Annotated in this window: 13 protein-coding genes; 2 read left to right on the forward strand and 11 right to left on the reverse strand. The window is 74.0% G+C overall.

The genetic code is table 11. The annotated features are described in order from the left end of the window. Nucleotides 1-526: 526 nt before the first annotated feature. On the reverse strand, nt 527-1534 hold the full coding sequence (locus L1885_RS08880; RefSeq protein WP_235796472.1) for a stage II sporulation protein M: 1008 nt from the start codon (nt 1532-1534) through the stop codon (nt 527-529). Nucleotides 1535-1636: 102 nt separating this feature from the next. Here L1885_RS08880 and L1885_RS08885 point away from each other — a divergent pair, with 102 nt between their 5' ends. After that, on the forward strand, nt 1637-2749 hold the full coding sequence (locus L1885_RS08885; protein ID WP_235796473.1) for an RDD family protein: 1113 nt from the start codon (nt 1637-1639) through the stop codon (nt 2747-2749). Nucleotides 2750-2977: 228 nt separating this feature from the next. Here L1885_RS08885 and L1885_RS08890 read toward each other — a convergent pair whose 3' ends face one another. The 8 genes from L1885_RS08890 to L1885_RS08925 form a co-directional block, all read right to left on the reverse strand. Beyond that, the gene (locus tag L1885_RS08890; protein WP_235796474.1) at nt 2978-3595 is read right to left on the reverse strand and encodes a hypothetical protein; all 618 of its coding nucleotides are present in this window, start codon (nt 3593-3595) and stop codon (nt 2978-2980) included. A 246-nt stretch (nt 3596-3841) separates the two neighbouring features. Further along, nucleotides 3842-5299, reverse strand: coding sequence for an adenosylhomocysteinase (gene ahcY / locus L1885_RS08895; RefSeq protein ID WP_235796475.1), 1458 nt, complete (start codon nt 5297-5299; stop codon nt 3842-3844). Nucleotides 5300-6272: 973 nt separating this feature from the next. Beyond that, nucleotides 6273-7253, reverse strand: coding sequence for a cation diffusion facilitator family transporter (locus L1885_RS08900; RefSeq protein WP_235796476.1), 981 nt, complete (start codon nt 7251-7253; stop codon nt 6273-6275). A gap of 119 nt (nt 7254-7372) precedes the next feature. Next, a complete protein-coding gene (gene manA, locus L1885_RS08905) occupies nt 7373-8554 on the reverse strand; it encodes a mannose-6-phosphate isomerase, class I (RefSeq protein ID WP_235796477.1) in 1182 nt (393 codons plus the stop codon). A gap of 790 nt (nt 8555-9344) precedes the next feature. Continuing rightward, nucleotides 9345-10601 carry an SIS domain-containing protein gene (locus L1885_RS08910; RefSeq protein ID WP_235796478.1) on the reverse strand — a complete coding sequence of 419 codons (1257 nt, stop codon included), beginning with the start codon at nt 10599-10601 and terminating at the stop codon, nt 9345-9347. A 38-nt stretch (nt 10602-10639) separates the two neighbouring features. Beyond that, nucleotides 10640-10822: a Trm112 family protein gene (locus L1885_RS08915; RefSeq protein ID WP_235796479.1), complete on the reverse strand. Its 183-nt coding sequence runs from the start codon at nt 10820-10822 to the stop codon at nt 10640-10642. Between the two features lie 148 nt (nt 10823-10970). Then, nucleotides 10971-12386, reverse strand: a complete 1416-nt coding sequence (locus L1885_RS08920; RefSeq protein WP_235796480.1) for a phosphomannomutase/phosphoglucomutase — start codon at nt 12384-12386, stop codon at nt 10971-10973. A 215-nt stretch (nt 12387-12601) separates the two neighbouring features. After that, entirely contained in the window at nt 12602-13024 is a 423-nt protein-coding gene (locus tag L1885_RS08925; RefSeq protein WP_268983840.1) for a DUF3499 domain-containing protein, read from the reverse strand. A 158-nt stretch (nt 13025-13182) separates the two neighbouring features. On the opposite strand from L1885_RS08925, the gene L1885_RS08930 reads away from it, so the two are divergent. After that, nucleotides 13183-13614 carry a metallopeptidase family protein gene (locus tag L1885_RS08930; protein ID WP_235796484.1) on the forward strand — a complete coding sequence of 144 codons (432 nt, stop codon included), beginning with the start codon at nt 13183-13185 and terminating at the stop codon, nt 13612-13614. Nucleotides 13615-13901: 287 nt separating this feature from the next. Here the strand turns inward: L1885_RS08930 and L1885_RS08935 are convergent, their stop codons facing one another. Continuing rightward, entirely contained in the window at nt 13902-15545 is a 1644-nt protein-coding gene (locus L1885_RS08935) for a DUF5719 family protein (protein WP_235796482.1), read from the reverse strand. Beyond that, a complete protein-coding gene (locus L1885_RS08940) occupies nt 15542-19792 on the reverse strand; it encodes a glycosyltransferase (protein WP_235796483.1) in 4251 nt (1416 codons plus the stop codon). The genes L1885_RS08935 and L1885_RS08940 overlap by 4 nt, the downstream gene beginning before the upstream one ends. Nucleotides 19793-20013: the final 221 nt, after the last annotated feature.

Below are 20013 nucleotides of genomic sequence, written 5' to 3' on the forward strand. Positions count from 1 at the left end.
ACCCGACCCCACAAGGAGGCCAGATCGTCCGGCTTTAATGGACGGGGTATCAACATATCTGGCGTTGACTTTTAGCACGCTGTTGAGTTCTCAAGGAACGGACGCTTCCTTCGGATTCCCTTCCGGGTTTCCTCCGGGCGTTCCCTTCGGTATTTCTTTGTCCTGCTGGTCTTTCGTGTCCTGCTGTCTTGCGTCTCCGACTCTATCAGACTCTTTCGTGTCCGATTCCCCGTCGGAAGGGGCTGCGCTTCCAGATAATCGCTTTCGCGTTTCTCTTTCAGCTTTTCGATCCTAGCAGACCTTCGAGGTGTCGATTTCTCGACGTTCGAGTCGTCCGAATTTTGAATCGAATGGGCTCGCTCGGAATCAATTCCGTGCCGCAAGCCTCGTAGATATTAGCGCTTGTCGCGCAGGCCGTCCAGGCGGCCCCCGTGCAACCATCCAAATCTACTTCCCCACTACGGCTGCGTCAACAGCTTTCTTGGGGTGCGGATGAGACTAACAGGTCACAGGGCGCCGATGCACATCAGGCCGCGACCGGGAGCGCCGCGCTCCTGCCGGTGGCCTCCACGTCGCCCGTCTCCCCGGCGCGCGCGGCCCTGCCCCCCACGACGTACACGTATGTCAGGAAGGCGAGTTCGACCACCACGCCGATGGATATGCGGGCCCACGTCGGCAGGCCCGACGGGGTGACGAAACCTTCGATCGCGCCCGACACGAACAGGACGAGCGCGAGGCCGATGGCCATCCCGAGAGCCGCCCTGCCCTGCTGGGCCAGGGCTGCCCTGCGGGGCAGCGGACCCGGGTCGATCACGGTCCATCCGAGCCGCAGGCCCGTACCCGCCGCGACGAACACCGCCGTGAGTTCGAGCAGTCCGTGCGGGAGCACCAGGCCCAGGAACGTGTCCAGGCGTCCCGCGGAGGACATGAGGCCGAAGCCCACGGCCAGGTTCAGGACGTTCGTGAACAGGATCCAGAGAACCGGGACGCACAAGAACGCGCCGAGGACCAGGCACATCCCTGCTGCCTCGGCGTTGTTCGTCCACACCTGTGCGGCGAACGACGCTTCGGGGTGGCTGGAGTAGTACGTCTCGTATCCGCCGCCCGGCCGTGTCATCTGCCGGAGCTCGTCGGGCGCGCCGATGGCGGCCTGCACCTCCGGGTGGTGCCCGATCCACCAGCCCATGGCGACGGTGAGCAGCACCGACACGATCGCGGTGGGCACCCACCAGCGGCGTGCCCGGTAGACCGCGGCCGGGAAGCCCTCCGTGAGGAAGCGCAGGGCGTCGCGCCAGGACGCACGCCGCACGCCGGCAACCGTGGCACGCGCTCGCGCGACGAGCTGGGTGAGGCGGGCCGACAGCATCGGGTCCGGCGCGGAGGACTGGATCAGCGACAGATGGGTGGCCGTGCGCTGATAGAGGCCGACCAGTTCGTCCGCCTCGGCCCCCGTGAGGCGCCGGCCGCGGCGCAGCAGGCGGTCCAGGCGTTCCCACTCGGCCCGGTGGGCGGTGACGAAGACGTCGAGGTCCATGATCGGCAGCTGCTCCAGGCACTAGTACGGCGCACTGGGCGTCAGCTTGGCAGACTGGGCCCTCCGCGGGCAGAGGGTCCCGGGGGCCGAGGGGGATTTCGCGTGGACGAGCTGCTGGTCACCGGTGAGGCCGTTGTACTGGAACTCCGGCCGGCCCGTCTGCCGACCAGGGTCCTCGCCTTCGCGCTGGACGCGGTGGTGCTCGTCCTCGTGTACGTCGCGGTGGCGGTGGCGGTGACGCTGGCCGCGGGGTCCCTGGACGGCGCCGCGGTCGCCGCCCTCCAGGTGTCGTCGTTCCTGCTGGTCCTCGTGGGAGGCCCGATCGCCGTCGAGACGCTGAGCCGCGGCCGCTCGCTCGGGAAACTGGCGTGCGGCCTGCGTGTGGTGCGCGACGACGGCGGCCCGATCCGGTTCCGGCACGCACTGGTGCGCGGCGCCGTCGGCGTGGTGGAGCTCCTCTTCTCCTTCGGCGTGATCGCGTGCGTCGCGTCGCTGGTGTCGGAGCGCGGCCGGCGGATCGGGGACGTGTTCGGCGGCACGCTCGTGGTGCGGGAGCGGATGCCGACGGCGCTGCTGACGGCCGCCCCGCCTCCGCCGCACTGGCTGGTGGGACGGTTCGCCGGGCTGGACCTCTCCGCGGTGCCGGACACCCTGTGGCTCGCCGTGCGCCAGTACCTGACGCGCATGGGGCAGCTGGACGCGGCGGTGAGCTGGTCGGTGGCGGTGCGGCTCGCCGACGACGTCGCGGCACGCACCGGCACGCTCCCGCCCGCGGGTGTCGCCCCGGCCGCCTTCCTGGCCGCGGTCCTCCAGGAGCGGCAGGTCCGTGACGCCCGGCGCGCGTTCGGCGGAGGGTTCGGCGCGACGGGCGACGGGACGGCGGGGTCCGGTCGGGAGGCGGGGGCGTACGACGCGGCCGAGTCGGCGGCGGGCGGCTTCAGCTCGGACCCGGCTCACGGTGCGACTCCGTACGCGGATGCGGCCACGGCGGTCTCGGGCTCGGTTTCGGCTTCCGGTTCGGTTTCGGCGCTGGGCTCGAAGACGGCCTCCGGCGCGGCCTCGGTTTCCGGTTCGGTTCCGGTCGACGAGACGGGTGCCGTGGGCGCCCCGCCCCTGCTGCCTGCGGGGCCTGCGGTCACACGGGTGCGGCCCGCATCGGGTCCCGCCGTGAATCCGCCGCGGCCGAGGCCCACCGGGTTCGTCCCGCCCGCCTGAGGCGCCGTCCGCTCCGGGCGCGGCACGCGCGATCACCGTGTCGGCGTCCGTCTGTCCGTCTGTCCGTCTGTCCGTCTGTCCGAGCGCGGCCGGAACACGCTCGTCCGCCTGCCCGGCCGGGTCCGGGTCAGAGGTCCGGCGTGGGTCGAGGGCCAGGCGTGGGTCCGGGACCGTCGGCCCCGGAAGGAGCGGGACGCCCCGGCATGGCGGCGGACCCGTGTCCGCTCATCACGTGCGGAACACCGACGGCGGGTCCTTGAGGTCTTCGAGTTCGATGCCGGGGGCGGCCAGGACCACGTCCCCGGCCAGGTGGACGCTGTACTGCTCCCCCGTGTCGAGTGCGTTGATCCGGTACTCGTCCACGATCAGGGGCCCGTTGTCAGTGGCGTGCGCTTCACTGTTCACCAGGACCCAGGACTGGTCGACGGTGCGCGGGGCGAGTACCGGGTCCGTGAAGGCGACGAGGCGTACGCGCGTGGCGGGGGAATCGGGGGTGAGGCGCAGCAGCCGTGCCGTGGCGACGAGGAAGGCCGGGGACATGGCGGTGAAGGAGTGGGCGCGGACGGTGCCCTCGGTCGCGTGGGCGCCGGTCGCGTCGGTACGCACCCAGGTGACGCCGTCGAGAGCGGCACCGCGTACCTGCCAGTCGCCGGAGTGCAGTTCGAGGCGGATGGGTCTGCCGTGCTCGTCGACGGCCAGGTCGACGGAGCCCGCGTGGGCGCCGGCCGGGGTCGTCGTCTCGGCGACGTAGCGCCAGCCCGACGGGCCGGGCGCGCAGTGGAAGTGTTCCTGGAGGAGGGGGGTGTGATCGTGCGGATCGTGGAGCGAATACCGGCCGCGGGGCATGGGGATCGTCGTGGCCTTCGTGCGGTCCCGCGGGCCCCGGGGGCGTGGCGCTGACGGGCCCGTCGCGGGTCTGCGGTTGTGGGTGTCGGACGGTGGGGGCCTGCGCACCCGGGTGCGCAGGCCCGGCGGGGCGGGCGCCTCGGCGCCGCACGGGCTCGGGCCCGTACGGCGCCGGTGGCGGGGTGTCCCCGGTTGCTCAGCGGCGGGACGGTCCGGTCACCGCGGGGGCGGCCGGACGGTCACCCGTCAGTAGCGGTAGTGGTCCGGCTTGAACGGCCCGGCCACGTCGACACCGATGTACGCGGCCTGCTCGGGGCGGAGGGTCGTCAGCTTCACGCCGAGCGCGTCCAAGTGGAGGCGGGCGACCTTCTCGTCGAGGTGCTTGGGCAGCACGTAGACGTCGACCGGGTACTCCTCCGGCTTCGTGAACAGCTCGATCTGGGCCAGGGTCTGGTCCGCGAACGAGTTGGACATCACGAAGGAGGGGTGGCCCGTGGCGTTGCCCAGGTTCAGCAGGCGGCCCTCGGACAGGACGATGAGCGTCTTGCCGTCGGGGAAGGTCCAGGTGTGCACCTGGGGCTTCACCTCGGACTTCGTGATGCCGTCGACCTTGGCGAGGCCGGCCATGTCGATCTCGTTGTCGAAGTGGCCGATGTTGCCGACGATGGCCTGGTGCTTCATCTTGGCCATGTCCGCGGCCATGATGATGTCCTTGTTGCCCGTGGTCGTGACGAAGATGTCCGCCGTCTCGACGACGTCGTCCAGCGTCGCGACCTGGAAGCCGTCCATCGCCGCCTGCAGCGCGCAGATCGGGTCGATCTCGGTCACGATCACCCGGGCGCCCTGACCGCGCAGGGACTCCGCGCAGCCCTTGCCGACGTCGCCGTAACCGCAGACGACCGCGACCTTGCCGCCGATCAGGACGTCGGTGGCGCGGTTGATGCCGTCGATCAGGGAGTGGCGGCAGCCGTACTTGTTGTCGAACTTCGACTTGGTGACCGCGTCGTTCACGTTGATGGCGGGGAAGAGGAGGTCCCCGTCGCGGTGCATCTCGTACAGGCGGTGGACGCCTGTCGTGGTCTCCTCGGTGACACCGCGGATCTCGGAGGCGAGCTTGGTCCACTTCTGGGGGTTCTCACCCAGCGTGCGGTTCAGCAGGACGAGGATCTCGCGGAACTCCTCGCTGTCCGCGCTCTCCGGCGCGGGGGCCTTGCCGACCTTCTCGAACTCGACGCCCTTGTGGACCAGGAGGGTGGCGTCACCACCGTCGTCGAGGATCATGTTCGGGCCGCCGGTGGGCGAGTTCGGCCAGGTGAGGGCCTGCTCGGTGCACCACCAGTACTCGGCGAGGGACTCGCCCTTCCAGGCGAAGACCGGCACGCCCTTCGGGCTGTCGGGCGTCCCGTCGGGGCCCACGGCGATGGCGGCCGCGGCGTGGTCCTGGGTCGAGAAGATGTTGCAGGACGCCCAGCGAACGTCGGCGCCGAGGGCGACGAGGGTCTCGATCAGCACGGCGGTCTGTACGGTCATGTGCAGGGAGCCCGTGATCCGGGCGCCGGCGAGCGGCTTGGCCTCGGCGTACTCCTTGCGGATCGCCATCAGGCCCGGCATCTCGTGCTCGGCGAGCGTGATCTCCTTGCGGCCGAACTCGGCGAGCGAGAGATCGGCGACCTTGAAGTCCTGTCGGTTGGCGACAGTCGTCATTTCGGACTGCTCCTCGTATGGGTCGAGGGTGGGTTGCATGCGGCTGGCTCTGTCGGCGCCGGGCATACGAATGCCCGAGCCTACGCGGCACAGTCCGTCGGGCCCCTCTCTCCCTCGGCCGGTCCGCGAAGGCGGGCCGCCCGACCGCCATCAGCAGCGACGTCTGGCACCACCCGAATCTACACCGGTTGCGGCGCCCGGCCACAGGGGACCGTGGTTCCCGGGCCGCCGCGCGGGGCTGTCCCTCCGGGCTTGAGCGAGCGCGGCTGGGGGCGCGCGCGGGGCCGTCCGGGTGGTCCCGCAGGAGTGGGCCGGGCGGGTGGTCGGGGGTCCGCGGGTCACTGGTGGGCGGTGGCCTTCCGACCCTGTACGCGATGCCGGTCCGAGCGCCGGACGGGGACGGGCGGGTGGGCGCGGTCCGGCCGACGGGAGCGGAGGGGCGGGTGCCGGCCGGGCGCCGTCCGGTGAACCGGACAGGCGCCGTCCGGTGAACGGGACGGTTGGGGCGGGCGCGGTCCGGCCGACGGGGCGGAGGGGCGAGCGCCGACCACGCGGCGGGACAGGAGAAGCGGCGGGGGTGCGAGGTGGGAGCGTCACGGGGTCCCAGCTGCTCGCACGCCGCGCGTCCGCATGACACCCGCCCCGGTTCGGATGGCCGTGGCGCCGGCATGTCCCGCGGCAGGGCGGGCGCAGACACACCCGTGCGTCTCATGCCACCCGCCACCCGCCACCCGCCTCGCGGTCGGCGGTCGGCGGTCGGCGGTCGGCGGTCGGCGGTCGGCGGTCGGCGGTCGGCGGCGCAGCATCCCCACCTGACGCCCGGACCCGGGCGCCCTGGCTCCACTGGAACCGTGCCTCCCCCACCGCCCGCCTCGCGGACGGGCGGTCAGGGCCGGGCCCGTGTGCTTGCCGCGAGCTCGGCCCCGGACGGACCGTCACGTCATCCGTGCCGGTCTCGTCTCTGCCGGACGGGTCAGTGCTCCGCGGGCGTCGGGCCGGGGCCGCCGGGGGTGGCCTCGGGGTCGGGGCCCGCGGCGGCGGCCGCCTCGCTGTATATGTCCGGCTCGAGGTAGATGACGCGGGCGATCGGGACCGCCTCGCGGATCCGCGCCTCGGCCGCGTCGATGGCGGCGGCCACCTCGACGGCGGTGTCGTCGTGGCGTACTGCGATCTTCGCCGCGACGAGCAGTTCCTCGGGGCCGAGGTGCTGCGTGCGCATGTGGATGATTCTGGTCACGCTGTCGCCGTCCACGGCCGCCTCGCGGATCTTCGCCACCTGGTCGGCGCTCGCGGACTCGCCCAGCAGCAGCGACTTGGTCTCGACGGCCAGCACCAGGGCGATGACGATCAGGAGCGTGCCGATGCACAGGGTGCCGATGCCGTCCCACACGCCGTTGTGGGTGCCGATCGCCAGGCCGACACCGGCCAGCGCGAGCGCGAGGCCGATCAGCGCGCCGAAGTCCTCCAGCAGGACGACGGGCAGTTCCGGCGCCTTCGCGCGGCGGATGAACTCCATCCACGACAGGGAGCCCCTGGTGGCGTTCGACTCCTTCATGGCCGTGCGGAACGAGAAGCCCTCCGCGACGATCGAGAAGATGAGAACGCCCACGGGCCAGTACCAGTCGTCCAGCGGGTGCGGGTGCTTGACCTTCTCGTAGCCCTCGTAGACGGCGAACATGCCACCGACGGAGAACAGGACGATCGATACGAGGAAGCCGTAGATGTAGCGCTCGCGCCCGTAGCCGAAGGGGTGCTCCTCGGTGGCCGCGCGCTTGGCGCGGTTGCCACCGAGGAGCAGGAGCCCCTGGTTGCCGGAGTCGGCGACCGAGTGCACGGCCTCGGCCAGCATCGAGGACGATCCGCTGAAGAGGAAGGCCACGAACTTGGCCACCGCGATCGACAGGTTGGCGCCGAGCGCCGCCACGATCGCCTTGGTTCCGCCTTGCGCGCTCATGGGGTGCGCGGTGTCCCTTCTCGCGGTGATGGTCCCGGTCGTCGTGCACACGGGCAGAAGCCGTGCGTACGGCCGGTCATTGTTGCAGCCGTACGGGCCGGCCGGGGCGGGACGGACGGTCAGACGACCACGGTGGCCCGGAAAACCGTGCCGGAACCGGACAGTTCGACCTTTTCTCCGGCCGGTACGAACACGGAGTCACCCGGCTTCAGGGCCAGTTCCCCGGCGCGCGGCGCACCCGACGTGCAGAGCAGGATCTGCGGCGCGGCCGGTGCCGTCAGGTCGCGCGGGGTGCCGTCGTCGGCCAGCAGGTAGCGCGAGAGCCTGAACTCGTCGATGGGCGTCGCGTACACCTGCTCGCCGTCGGCGTCGGGCTCGGGGCGCAGCACGCCCGGGTCGGCCGACGCGAAGCGGACGATCCGGAGCAGTTCGGGGACGTCGACGTGCTTGGGGGTCAGGCCGCAGCGCAGGACGTTGTCCGAGTTGGCCATGATCTCCACGCCGAGGCCGCTGAGGTACGCGTGCGGGACACCCGCGCCGAGGAACATCGCCTCGCCGGGGCGCAGCGTCACGGAGTTCAGCAGCATGGCGGCGATCACGCCGGGGTCACCCGGGTAGTGGCGCGCGATCGAGGCGTAGGTCTCGTAGGCGCCGCCGAGGCGTTCCGCGGCGGCCGCGGCCTCCTCGACAGTGGCCGCGGTCGCGGCCGGGTCGCCGGAGAGCACGGCCGTGAGCACCTCGCGCAGCGCCGCCTCCTCGGGCCGGGCGCGCAGGAGGTCCACGTAGGGCTTGAGCGAGTCGACCTCGAGCGCCTCCAGCGTCGCCGCGGCCTCGGCGGCGGGCCGGAAGCCGCACAGGCCCTCGAACGGGGTGAGGGCGCAGATGAGTTCGGGCTTGTGGTTGGCGTCCTTGTAGTTCCGCTCGGGGGCGTCGATCGGGACGCCCCGGCCCTCCTCGTCCTCGAAACCGGCCCGCGCCTGCGCCAGGTCGGGGTGGACCTGGAGCGACAGCGGCGACCCGGCCGCGAGGAGCTTCAGCAGGAACGGCAGACGCGGGCCGAACTTCGCGACGGCCGCGGCCCCGAGCTCCGCCTCCGGATCGTCGGCGATGACGTCGGAGAGCGCGACTTCCCTGGGCGTTCCGTCCTGCGCTGGGCGTACGACGCGCGAGGGGGCCCCGGGGTGGGCCCCCATCCAGACCTCGGCCTGGGGCTCACCGGTGGCCTCGGTGCCGAGGAGCTCGGGGATGGCGGTCGTGGAGCCCCAGGCGTAGGGGCGCACGGTGTTGGAGAGGCGGTCCATGCGATGCGGCTTCTTCCGTGAGCTGGTGTGCGGGCGGGGCGTGAGGTCCGGTGGCCGGACGGCGGGTTCGGTGGCCTGAGCAGATGGCCGGGTCCCGGACGACGGGCCCGGTGGGGTCGGGCTCGGTGGGGCCGGGCTCGATGGTGGGGACCCGGTGTCAGACCCGCGACCGTCCGGCGCTGCGAGGGTCGATGACGTGGTCGTCGGAGGCGTGGCGGTCGGAGGAGTGGCGGTGGGTCGGTCGGAGGCATGTCGGGCGGGGTGTGTCGGGCCGGGTGCGTCGGTCGGGATCGGGATCGGGCCGCGGGTGGAGGCCGTGTCGGAGGCGGTGCGCTCCGGTCCTCGGACTCCGTGCCGCGGAGGGCTCGGGGAAACGTGCGGTCGGGGTGGCGGGCGTGCGTTCCGCTCTGCCCGACTTCGTTGTCGGAGCGTCGGACCCGCCGGGGCCGTCGGGCTTTCACAGCCGTCGGGACTTCCGTAGCCGTAGTGGCTTTCGTAGCCGTAGTGGCTTTCGTACCTGTCCGAGCCGTCGCAGCGTGCGGAGCCGTCGGACCCGTCGGGTCACCCGGACCACCGCACCCGCCCGGACCTGCCGGGCCTGCCGGGCCTGCCGGGCCTGCCGGGCCTGCCGCCGCGATCCTCGCGATTCCAGTCGTCCCGGTAATCCCAGCAGCCCCAGCGGCACGGTGGCCCCGCGTCCCGGCCGCCGCCCTCCCGGTGGCCTCAACGGTCGCCGCCGCCGAGGCTGCCGCGCTCGCCGTACCGCCGGAAGGCCGTATGTCAGGTTCCGTCAGCCCTCGGGCGCGGCGAGCGCCAGGTAGGCGGCGGTGAAGTCGGTGACGGCGACGAGTTCCGCGAGAGCTTCGAGTGCGTTCCCCTCCTCCGGCTCCAGTTCGCTGAGGGGCGTGTTGCCGGCGTCCGCCGTCTCGCGCGCGGTCGGGGCCGCCGTGAGCCCCTCCGCCGGGCGGTCGCGCAGCAGCACGACGCGGGGGCGCAGGGTCTCGGCGTCCTCGACGCGGTCCCGGAAGAAGTCGTCCAGGTCCCCGCCTCCCCCGGAAGGCGCACGCAGCAGCGCGCCGTGCGCCTCCAGCGCCTCGGGCAGTTCCGCGGCGAGCGCGGGCCGGCCCGCGAGTTCGGTGAGCGCACTCGCGAACCTGCGGCCCACGGGCGCGGCGCCGCCCTCCGTCCAGATCAGCGGCAGGCTCTCGGCGAGTTCCACCGCGAGGGTCTTGGCGGGGTTGTCGTACGTGGCGACAGCGGGGCCGCAGCGCTCGGCGACGCGGTCGAGGCGGTCCGCCAGGCGTTCGAGCACGTCGTTCGGCGCGGTGATCAGGCCGATGCGGTCGAGCAGGACCAGCAGTGGCGTGAACAGCCCCCAGAGCGCGCCCGGGCCCGCGGCGACGGACTCGGGGCCGAACCCGGATTCGGCCGCGGTTCCTGGCCTGGCGCCGGGCGCGGTCCCGCGCTCGGATCGCGGCGCGATCCCGGGCTCGGGCCCGGATCCGGGTTCGTCGCGCCACGGGGCGGCGTAGGGGCTCTCGTACCGTCCGGGCGGGTTCGCCGCCAGGGGCACGAGCAGGCCCCGCGCCCCGTCGACGGTCTCGGTGAGCGGGGAGCGCCGCGGCGCCACGGCGACGACCGTGCACCCGCGGCGGTACGCCTGCTCCGCCAGCACGCCGAGGCCCGGCTCCCCGCCGTCGGTGGTGACGATCAGGAGCAGGTCCACGGCGCCGGTCCAGCCCGGCAGGGACCAGTGCAGGGCTCCGGCGACGGGCGCGACGCCCGTGGGCCGCAGGTGCGTGACCGGCGCGATCGCTCCCGCGAGGGAGTCCACCAGGTCCGCGACGGCGGTCGCGGCAGCACCCGATCCGGCGACCATGACGGAACGCGGCCTGCCCTCGGGGCTCAGCGCGGTGACCCCGGCCTCCTCCGTGTTGCGCAGCGCCGTGCGGACGCGGGCCCCCGCCTCCGCGGCACCGCGGAGCAGGCCGCGCCGATCGGCTCGGGCCAGGTCGTCCGGGGCGTCGAGCATCGACTCGTCGAGCATGGTGTGGGCCTCCGGGCCGTCTGTGCGCGTCGGCGCTTCTACGCCGGGCGGCGGGCCTCGTCGACGAGCAGGACGGGGATCTCGTCGCGCACCGGGTACGCGAGCCCGCAGTCCTGGCTCGTGCAGACCAGCTCGGGGGTGTCCGCCGAGGTCTCGTCGCGGAGCGGCGCGTGGCAGGCCGGGCAGGCGAGGATCTCCAGGAGGCCGGCTTCGAGCGGCATGAGTGGGGGTCCCTTCGGGCTGGGTGTCTGGCCACGTCAGAGTACCGCCGGTGGGGAGGGCGCCGTCGGCGTGGTCGCCCGGGCCGGTTCCCCTCCGACGTCAGCCGTCCGACGTCAGCCGTTCCCGTCCGACGTCAGCCGTCCGACGTCAGCGGTTCCCGTCCCACGTCAGCGGTGCGCCTTCCGGCCGGGCGGCGGGCCGGTGGGAGGCCCTGATCGTCCGCAGTGCCTCGTCGCGGACCTCGGCCATGGTCCTCGCGTCCCGCGCCTCGACGTTCAGGCGCAGCAGCGGCTCCGTGTTCGACGGGCGGACGTTCAGCCACCAGTCCTTCGTCGTGACGGTGAGGCCGTCGAGGTCGTCGAAGAAGACGTCGTCGCGTCCGCCGTACGAGGCGCGCACCGCCTCCATGCGGTCGCGCTGGTCGGCCACGGTCGAGTTGATCTCGCCGGAGCCCGTGTACCGCTGGTACTCCCCCAGCAGCTCGGACAGCGGGGCCGGGCCGCCGCCGAGCGCGGCGAGGACGTGCAGGGCCGCCAGCATGCCGGTGTCGGCGTTCCAGAAGTCCTTGAAGTAGTAGTGCGCGGAGTGCTCACCGCCGAAGACGGCTCCCGTGCGGGCCATCTCCTGCTTGATGAACGAGTGCCCGACCCGGGTCCGGACCGGGACGCCGCCGTGCTCGCGCACGACCTCCGGCACCGACCAGGACGTGATCAGGTTGTGGATGACGGTGGCGCCGGGCGTGCGGGCCAGCTCACGGGCGGCGACCAGCGCGGTGATCGCCGACGGCGGGACGCCCTCGCCCCGCTCGTCCACGACGAAGCAGCGGTCCGCGTCCCCGTCGAAGGCGAGGCCCAGGTCCGCGCCCTCGGCCCGTACGCGGGCCTGGAGATCCACGAGGTTCTTCGGGTCGAGCGGATTCGCCTCGTGGTTCGGGAACGTCCCGTCGAGTTCGAAGTACATCGGCACGAGGTCCAGCGGCAGGCCCTCGAAGACCGTGGGCACGGTGTGGCCCGCCATGCCGTTGCCCGCGTCGACCACGACCTTCAGCGGACGGATCGCCGTGAGGTCGACGAGGCCCCGCAGGTACGCCGCGTACGGCGCGAGGGTGTCCTCGCTCCGCACCTGCCCCGTCCCCGGCCCGGGCAGGCCGGTGCCCAGGGTCTCCTCGACCCGGGCCCGGATCTCCCTCAGTCCCGTGTCCTGGCCGACCGGCGCGGCGCCGGCGCGGCACATCTTGATGCCGTTGTAGCGCGCCGGGTTGTGGGACGCGGTGAACATGGCGCCCGGGAGCCCCATGGCGCCGGAGGCGTAGTACAGCTGGTCCGTGGAGCAGAGCCCGATGAGCGTGGCGTCCGCGCCCCGGGCCGCCGCGCCCCGCGCGAAGGCGGCCGCGAGGGCGGGCGAGGACGGCCGCATGTCGTGGCCGACGACGACCTCGGTCGCGGCGGTCACCTCGGCGAACGCGGCGCCGAAGAGTTCGGCCAGCCCCTCGTCGAGCTGGTCCGGGTACACGCCGCGCACGTCGTACGCCTTCACCAGCTGGGACAGGTCCGCGTCAGCCACCACGTGCTCCTGAGTCGTCAAACCGGCAGTCGAGATCGGCTCACCGTACCGTCGGCCCGGCCGCGGGCCCTTCCGGGGCGGGGCGTGGCGGGGCGTGGCAGGGCGGGGCGGACGGCCCGACACGGAGGCACCTCCCCCTCGGCAACCGCACGGATCGGAGACGGCACGGATCGGGAACGGCACGGATCGGCACTCACGACCCCGCCGGGGTCAGGTCAGGAGTCGGGGCTGCGCAGGACCCTCAGGTGGCCCCTGCGGCCGACCTCGACGGGGTCCGCGCCCGGGGCACCCTTGCCGCCCGCCTGGGCGGTGCGCTCCTGCGGGCGGGCCGCCTCGCGGACGGCGTTCGCCAGGGCCTCCAGGTCGTCGCCGCTCGGGCGGGAGGGGGCCGAGGTGTCGGTCAGCCGGACGACCTCCCAGCCGCGCGGCGCGGTGAGGCGCTCGCCGTGTTCGGCGCAGAGGTCGTAGCAGTGGGGTTCCGCGTAGGTGGCGAGCGGGCCGAGGACCGCGGTCGAGTCGGCGTAGACGTACGTCAGCGTCGCCACGGCCGGGCGGCCGCAAGCGGTGCGCGAACAGCGACGTACAGGGCTCACGATGTTGGACGGTACCGCACTCTTGAGCGGGCCGCGACGACTCAGCCGCACGTCACCCGCCCGTGTCGTGCTGTGAGATGCCGCACAGCTGACTCTCTGTCAGGTCCGGGCGACCCTGAGCGGCCGCCGGAGGGGCCGGGCGGGGGCCCTGCCGCGTGCGGTGCCGTACCGGTACCGGCGTGCCGAAGTACGCTGCGTCAGTGATGGACAGCTCCGTACCGCCGCCCCACCCCGCCGAGCCGAGGCCGCGCCGCCGCGACCGACACGGCCGGGGGATGCGCGGCCCGGTGGCGCCTCCGCAGGTGCCGCTCTCCGCAAGCCGTGCCGAGACCTTCCAGGACCTGGTGCGGGACTCCGTCGACCGCCTGGAGCGCCGCTGGCCCCAGCTGGCCGACGTGGAGTTCCTGGTCATGGACGTGCCGGGGACGCAGGAGGAGACGGTGCCGCTCGGCCGTTCGGTGCCCGCGGGCAAGCAGCAGCCCGCGCGCATCCTGGTCTACCGCCGGCCGGTGGAGATCCGTACGAAGAACCGCGACGAGCGCGCCCTGCTCGTGCACGAGGTCGTGGTGGAGCAGGTCGCGGAGCTGCTGGGGCTGGCCCCCGAGTCCGTGGACCCGCGGTACGGGCAGGAGTAGCCCCTCCCGAACGGCCCCTCCCGAACGGTCCCTCCCGAACAGCCCCTCCCGTCGGTTCGGCGCTCGCGCGCGCCCGTCGGGACCGGAGGCCGCCGACAGCCGGTGACCGCCGGCTGATGGCCAATGGCCGATGGCCGATGGCCGACAACGGATGTCCGACCGGCGCCTGCCGACGGCCCACAGCCAGCAGCCCGCAGCCGCACCGCACCCCGTCCGACCGGACCGACCCGGGCTGGGAGCGGGCCGCGGCCCGCTCCCGGCCCGGCCGCCCGCCGCCGCCCGTCAGATCAGTCGTCGTCCTTCAGGATCGACAGGTCCTGCCGTGCCTGCGGCACCGACACCGTTCCCCGGTCGTCGGGCAGCGTCTGGACCGTGAACGCCGGAACACCGCCCTGCGGCAGGGCCAGCGTCCGCGCCGCGTACACCGGGCCGCCCGACTGCGGCTCGACCGTCAGGGCGTAGGAGCCCTTCAGACCCGCCGGGACGGGCGGGGCCACGGCCAGCGTGGTGCCGCCCTTGACCGTGTACGTCTTGGTCGTCGCCGTGCCGCCCTTCGAGCCGGCCGACGCGGTGACCTTGACCTGCGCCGTCGCGCCGGGGGCGACCAGCGACAGGGTGGAGCCCTTCGCGCGGTTGTCGGCGGCGCTCGCGCGGGCGGTGACGGGGGCCGTCGCCGGGATGAAGGCCATCTCCCTGTCGTCGCCCTTGCCGCGCAGCACCTGGAGTGCGGCAACGACGGGCGTGGCCTGGCCGCTGCCCGAGGGCGCGAGCTGGAGCGAGCCGGCCTCCTTGCGGGTCACGTCCGCCAGGTCGACGGTGGTCGTCATGCCGGACTTGACGTGCAGGCTCTCGTGTCCGGCGGGGACGATGCCGCCGCTCGGCCCGAAGAGTTTGAGGTTCAGGTCCGCGTCGTTCTGGCCGGGTGCGAAGACGGTCAGCCGGACGTCCGTGGCGTCGGCGGGAATGCCCGGCATGACCAGCGTCGGCGACGGGTCGGCGGCCGGCGGCAGCCAGTCGCCGCCCGTGTCGCTGTCCGCGGCGCGCACGGCGGCGCCGACGCGGCCGCTGCGGGTCGTCACGTGGACCGTGAGGCCGTCCTCGGCCTGCGAGGTCAGCGTGGACAGCAGCACCGCCACGGTGCCGTGGGCCGGTACGGGCAGGCCGTCACCGGTGTCGGACTTGAGGGCGCCGCTCTTGCCGTAGAGCTGGATGTCGGCCACGGCGGCCGAGTCGTCGGGGTTGGTGAGGTCGACGTAGTCGGAGCGGGACTTGGCGGTGCTGGCCCCGGGGAGCCAGAAGTCCGTGTCGGGGCTGGTGCAGGTCAGGCCGGAAAGCCCGCGCCCGACGCCGACGTCGTCGCTGGTGGTCTCCTGCGTGGTCCAGCCCGGCGCCAGCGCCCCGGTCGCGGTGCCGACGAGCGCCGTCGGGTCGTCGTCGGCGCTCACGGTGGCCGGGGTGCCCGGCTGCTTCAGCGAGAGCAGCGGCTTCGGCGCGGGCGCGCCGGAGGCGTCGGAGGGAGACGGGGGTGCCGGCGTCTTCGAGCCGGCGCCGTCCTTGGCGTCCTTGCCGTCCTTCCCATCCTTGGCGTCCTTGGCGTCCTTGGCGTCCTTCGTGCCGTCGCCCGCCTTGCCCGACGGGGAGCCGGAGGGGGCCGCGGGTGCGGTTCCCTCCACGGCCGGCACGAGGACGGCCGCGCTCTCGTCGCCCGGCGCCGCCGCGGTCCCCTTGGGCGCGAACGACGTGTAGGTCGTGTCGGCGGTCTCGGAGTCGTCGGGCGCGGGGCACAGACCGCTCGATCGCTCGACGGGCAGCCGCGCGGGGGCCGCGGCGGCCCCGGTGGTGGCGGTGCCGCCCCCGCTGAGGGAGGCCACGCCGGTGACCGCCGCGAGGGCGATCACGACCGCGCCCAGGGAGTAGGTCGTACGGTTCACTGGTTGCTGCTCCCGTCCGGGTTCTGCGGCCGCCGTCCGGCGCCCTGGTCCTGTCCCTGGTCCTCGGGGTACGGGTGGTTCGGGTCCTGCCCCCGCTGGGACTGCTGGGCGCCGTAGCCGTAGGGGTCGTACTGCGCCGGGTCGTAGCCGGTCTGCTCGCCCGCCTGCCCGCCGCCCTGCTGGTAGGCGTCGTAGCCCCACTGCTGCTGGGCGTACTGCTGCGGGTCGTGCCGCGGGTCCGCGTAGGCCGCGTCCCCGTACTGCCGGTCGTCCCCGTACTGCTGCTGCGGGTCGCCGAACTGCTGCGCGTCCCCGAACTGCTGCTGGTAGCCGGCCCCCTGCGCCTCGCCGTACTGCTGCTGGTAGGCGGCCTGCTGGGCGTAGTCGCCCTGCTGGGGGTAGCCGGGCTGGGCCGGGTAGCCGCCGTAGGCGTCGCCCCCGGAGGTGTCCCACTCGCCGTAGGGCTGCTGGTGCGGGATCGGCGCGTAGGGCCCCTGCGCGGCGCCGCCCTGCGGGTCCTGCGCCGCCGCGTCGTCCCCGGCGGTCGCGTCCGGTCCCTGGCCGGCGTAGTCCTGCGCCTGGGCGGCGTAGTCGTGCTCCTGGCCGGCGTGGCCGCCGTCCTGATCGGGCATGCCGTGCTCCTGCACGGGGGCGCCGGCCGGCCGGTGGGGCGTGAAGACGTCCGCCTCGTCCTCCTCGTCGCCGGGGAGCCTCTCGTCGCCGGGGAACGCCTCGTCGCCGGGGTACCCCGAGTCGCCGGAGTACCCCGCGTCGGGGCCGTCGGGGACCGCGGGCTGCTCACCCGTGTCCCCGGCCGCGTACGCACCGGTGCCGTAGGGCTCCCGCGTGCCCGGCGTCTCGTAGGGGTCGCCCGCCTCGTAGACGTCGGTGCCGCCGCTGCCGCGCGCGGAGGCCGCCTCGGCCGCCTCCGCCGCCGCCTCTGCCTCGGCCGCGGCGCGCAGCCTGCGGGCCCGGCGGCCCTCGCCCTCCATCGCCTCGGGCGGTACGGCGGCCAGCGCCTCGTCCGGCAGGTCGTCGTCCACGTCGGGCCGGCCGCCGGGCAGCGCGAGCACGAGCAGCACGAGGCCCAGCAGGCCCTGCAGCCACACCCACGCGGTGTGCGTGATCGGCTCGTCGTACGTGAGGTCGAGCCTGCCGCCGCTCGTCGGCAGCTGGAAGCCCTGCGCCCAGCCGTCGACGGTGGTCCGGGGCAGCGGCTGCCCGTCGAGGGTCGCCTGCCAGCCGTCGGCGGCGCGGTCGGCGATCCGCAGGACGCGGCCCGAGGGCCCGGACGGGATCTTCGTGTGCGCGTCCACGGTCGAGGACGCCACGGACACGGGCGCCGCCGCGTCGCCGGTGCCGGCGGCCCCGGCGGCGGCCGGAGGCACGATCATGATGCGCGAGACCTGCTGGTCGATGCGCCACAGCTCGCTGCCGTCCAGTTGGCTGAGCCGGCTCAGGCCCGGGGTGGCGTCGAGGACGCGGCTCATCTCGTGCGGGGCGCCGTCGCGCAGGAGTACGTAGCGGATGGCGAAGCCGCGCAGCTGGGTGGTCTGGTCGGCACCCGAGCCGGCGACGAGGTTCGCGACGACCTTGTCGAGCTTGGTGTCGCCGCCCGCGGCCCGGGTGAGTTCGGCGTCGCCGAGCTCGGCGCCCTCGCCCCGCACGAGGCTGTACGAGACGGAGCCGGGCGAGGTGCCGCTGAGCACGAGGGTGCGCGGCTGGTCGGAGGTCGTGGACTCCTCGGCGACGAACGCGGGGACCTGGGTGGCGTCCGTGCGCTCCAGCGGCCCGGCCGCGCCGGTGACCATCCAGCTGAACGCGGCCACGAGGGGCGCGATCCCGGCCAGTACGGCGATGAGCGCCGCGGCCGGCTGGCGCCAGCCGAAGCTCATCTCGGCGACCCGCAGGCGTGCCCCGTCCGCGCCGACGAGGCCGGCCGCGAGGAGGGCCACCGCGTAGACGAGCGTGGCGGGGCCGGCCCAGCCGGAGCGGTTGGACGCGACGGCGAAGACGAGCGCGACGAGTGCGGCGACCCAGGCGGTGCGCACCGCGAAGCCGCGCTCGGAGCGCAGCAGCGCGGCGAGCGCCGCGAGGACCACGCCGATCATCAGGACGCCGCCGACGGCCTTGGGGCCGCCCGGGTCCATGCCGAGCAGGTCGAGCGCGGAGGCCGGTCCGGTGGAGAAGTCGAGGCCCGCCTCGCGCAGGAAGTCGCGGGGGCTGGTGAGCAGCGTCAGCGACCAGGGTGCGAGCAGGATCATCGGCGTGACGAGCACGGTCAGCACGCGGGGGCCGTACGCGCCGATCTCGCGGCGCCGCAGCACGAGCACGGCCAGCGCGAGGACGGCCGAGAGCGGCCACACGACGGGCGTGAACGCGGTGGTGACCGTGAGCAGGAAGGTGTATGCCCAGGTCGCGCGCCACGTCCCGCGTCCGGTGCCGCGCAGCCCGTACGCGGAGACCGCGGCGCGGGCCGCCACGGGCAGCAGGATCACGAGGACGGCGGTGCCGAGGCGGCCCGTCGCGAGCGCGCCGGTCGCCGCGGGCAGGAACGCGTAGACGACGGCGGCCCAGGCCCGCAGCAGGCGGGAGGGCACGAGGGAGCGCGACGCGAAGTACGCGCTGACCCCCGCGAGCGGTACGGAGCACACCAGCAGCACGGTCAGCGCGAGCCCGGTCGAGCCGAGGAACAGCACGGAGAGGCTGGCGAGGACCGCGAGGTAGGGGGGCGCCGTCTGGGTGCCGCCGGTGCCGACCGCGTGCCAGGTGTCGGCGTAGCGGTCCCACAGGGCGGAGATGTGGTCGGGGGCGGGCAGCAGCGCGCCGCCCGCGAGGGAGCCGCCGGCGAGCAGGGCCCGGCAGGCGACGAGCGAGAAGACGAGGAGGACGGCGAAGAGGACGGGACCGGGCCGCCGCGCGAGCTTCTTCAGCCGCGCGAACTGCTCGATCTCCATGTAGTCGGCGTCCTCGCCGCCGGGCCCGGACTCGACGACGCCGTGGCGGGAGCCGCCGGACTCGGAGTCGGAGGCACCGCCCGCGCCGAGGCTCGCCGCGGCCTGCTCGACGGTCGCGCGGATGGTCGCTCCGGGCGGCGGGAACAGAGGGCGCAGTTCGGAGAATTCGGTGACCGCGCCGGCGCGTGCGCGCCGCCCCGCGAGGATGCGGCCTGGCCGCAGCAGGGTCGCGGACAGTCCCATGACCTCGTCGACGGCCTGGCCCGGCGCCTTGGCGAGGAGGTAGCCGAGGGTGCGCAGGAGGGTGCCGACGACGAGCCGCAGCGCCACCCACGGGAGTGCGCCGCCGCGGGTGTTGGCGAGCATCGCGAAGACGGCGCCCGCCTTGTCGACGCGGTGCGGGTTGGTCGCGGAGCGGCCCACGCAGTCGACGGTGCGGCGCTCGCGCGAGGCGGCCTCCGCGTGCCGCAGGACGGCCTCGGGGGCGACGAGGACGCTGTGCCCGGCCGCGTGCGCGCGCCAGCACAGGTCGACGTCGTCGCGCATGAGCGGCAGGCTCCGGTCGAAGCCGCCGAGTTGCTCCCACACATCGCGGCGCACGAGCATGCCGGCGCTGGAGACGGACAGGACGGAGCGGACCTGGTCGTGCTGGCCCTGGTCCTGCTCGCGCCGGTCGAGTCCGGTCCAGCGGCGCCCGCTGTTGGCGATCGAGACGCCGACCTCGAGGAGTTGCCGGCGGTCGTACCAGCCGCGGAGCTTGGGGCCGACGACGGCCGCGTCCGGGTCGGAGTCGGCGACGCGCAGCAGTTCGGCGAGGGCGTCGGGCGCGGGAGCGCAGTCGTCGTGGAGGAGCCAGAGCCACTGCACCGGTTCGCCGTGGGGCAGTTCGGGCATCTCGTACGCCTCGTCGCGCCAGGTGCGCGTCACGGGGTCCCAGCTGCTCGGCCGCCGCAGGTAGGGCAGGTCGTCGGGGGTGAGGACGGGCGCGACGCGGACCGCTTCTTCCACGGCCGTGCCGAATCCCGACCTGCGGGCGAGGTGCAGGACGCGTTCGTCGCCGAGCGCCTCGCTCAGCAACTGCGCGGAGGCGTCCGCGCTGCCGGTGTCGGCGGCGACGACGTTCTGTACGGGCCGTTCCTGGCCGACGAGGCCCGCGAGGGCGTCGGGCAGCCAGCGCGCTCCGTCGTGGGAGACGAGGACCGCGGTCACCACGTGGCGCGGGTACTCGGGGGGCGTGTCGGGCGCGTAGCCGCCTGCGGCGGCGGGAACGAACGCTGTGGTGGCGGACATCGAGGTGAAGGGCCCTCCGGCCGGGGGTTCCGCCCTCCAGGGGGCGCTGAGCGTCAGGGACGGGCCACCACACTAACGGTACGGACAAATGCGGGACGCCGAGCGCCGGATGAGGCCGCCCGTGACCCCGTGACGCGAGAGGCTCGACGGCCCGGGTGAGGGGGTCGGGCACGGCCGACAGGGTGCCGAGGGCGGTGTCCCAGGAGCCGCTGTCGAGGCGG

Source organism: Streptomyces fuscigenes (assembly GCF_021556455.1).
Classification (GTDB): Bacteria; Actinomycetota; Actinomycetes; order Streptomycetales; family Streptomycetaceae; genus Streptomyces; species Streptomyces fuscigenes.

Coding starts and splice junctions, on each gene's coding strand:
- ahcY (WP_235796475.1), bottom strand. CDS start 5,299: ATGACGACTGTCGCCAACCGACAGGACTTCAAGGTCGCCGATCTCTCG.
- L1885_RS08880 (WP_235796472.1), bottom strand. CDS start 1,534: ATGGACCTCGACGTCTTCGTCACCGCCCACCGGGCCGAGTGGGAACGC.
- L1885_RS08890 (WP_235796474.1), bottom strand. CDS start 3,595: ATGCCCCGCGGCCGGTATTCGCTCCACGATCCGCACGATCACACCCCC.
- manA (WP_235796477.1), bottom strand. CDS start 8,554: ATGGACCGCCTCTCCAACACCGTGCGCCCCTACGCCTGGGGCTCCACG.
- L1885_RS08940 (WP_235796483.1), bottom strand. CDS start 19,792: ATGTCCGCCACCACAGCGTTCGTTCCCGCCGCCGCAGGCGGCTACGCG.
- L1885_RS08930 (WP_235796484.1), top strand. CDS start 13,183: ATGGACAGCTCCGTACCGCCGCCCCACCCCGCCGAGCCGAGGCCGCGC.
- L1885_RS08910 (WP_235796478.1), bottom strand. CDS start 10,601: ATGCTCGACGAGTCGATGCTCGACGCCCCGGACGACCTGGCCCGAGCC.
- L1885_RS08900 (WP_235796476.1), bottom strand. CDS start 7,253: ATGAGCGCGCAAGGCGGAACCAAGGCGATCGTGGCGGCGCTCGGCGCC.
- L1885_RS08915 (WP_235796479.1), bottom strand. CDS start 10,822: ATGCCGCTCGAAGCCGGCCTCCTGGAGATCCTCGCCTGCCCGGCCTGC.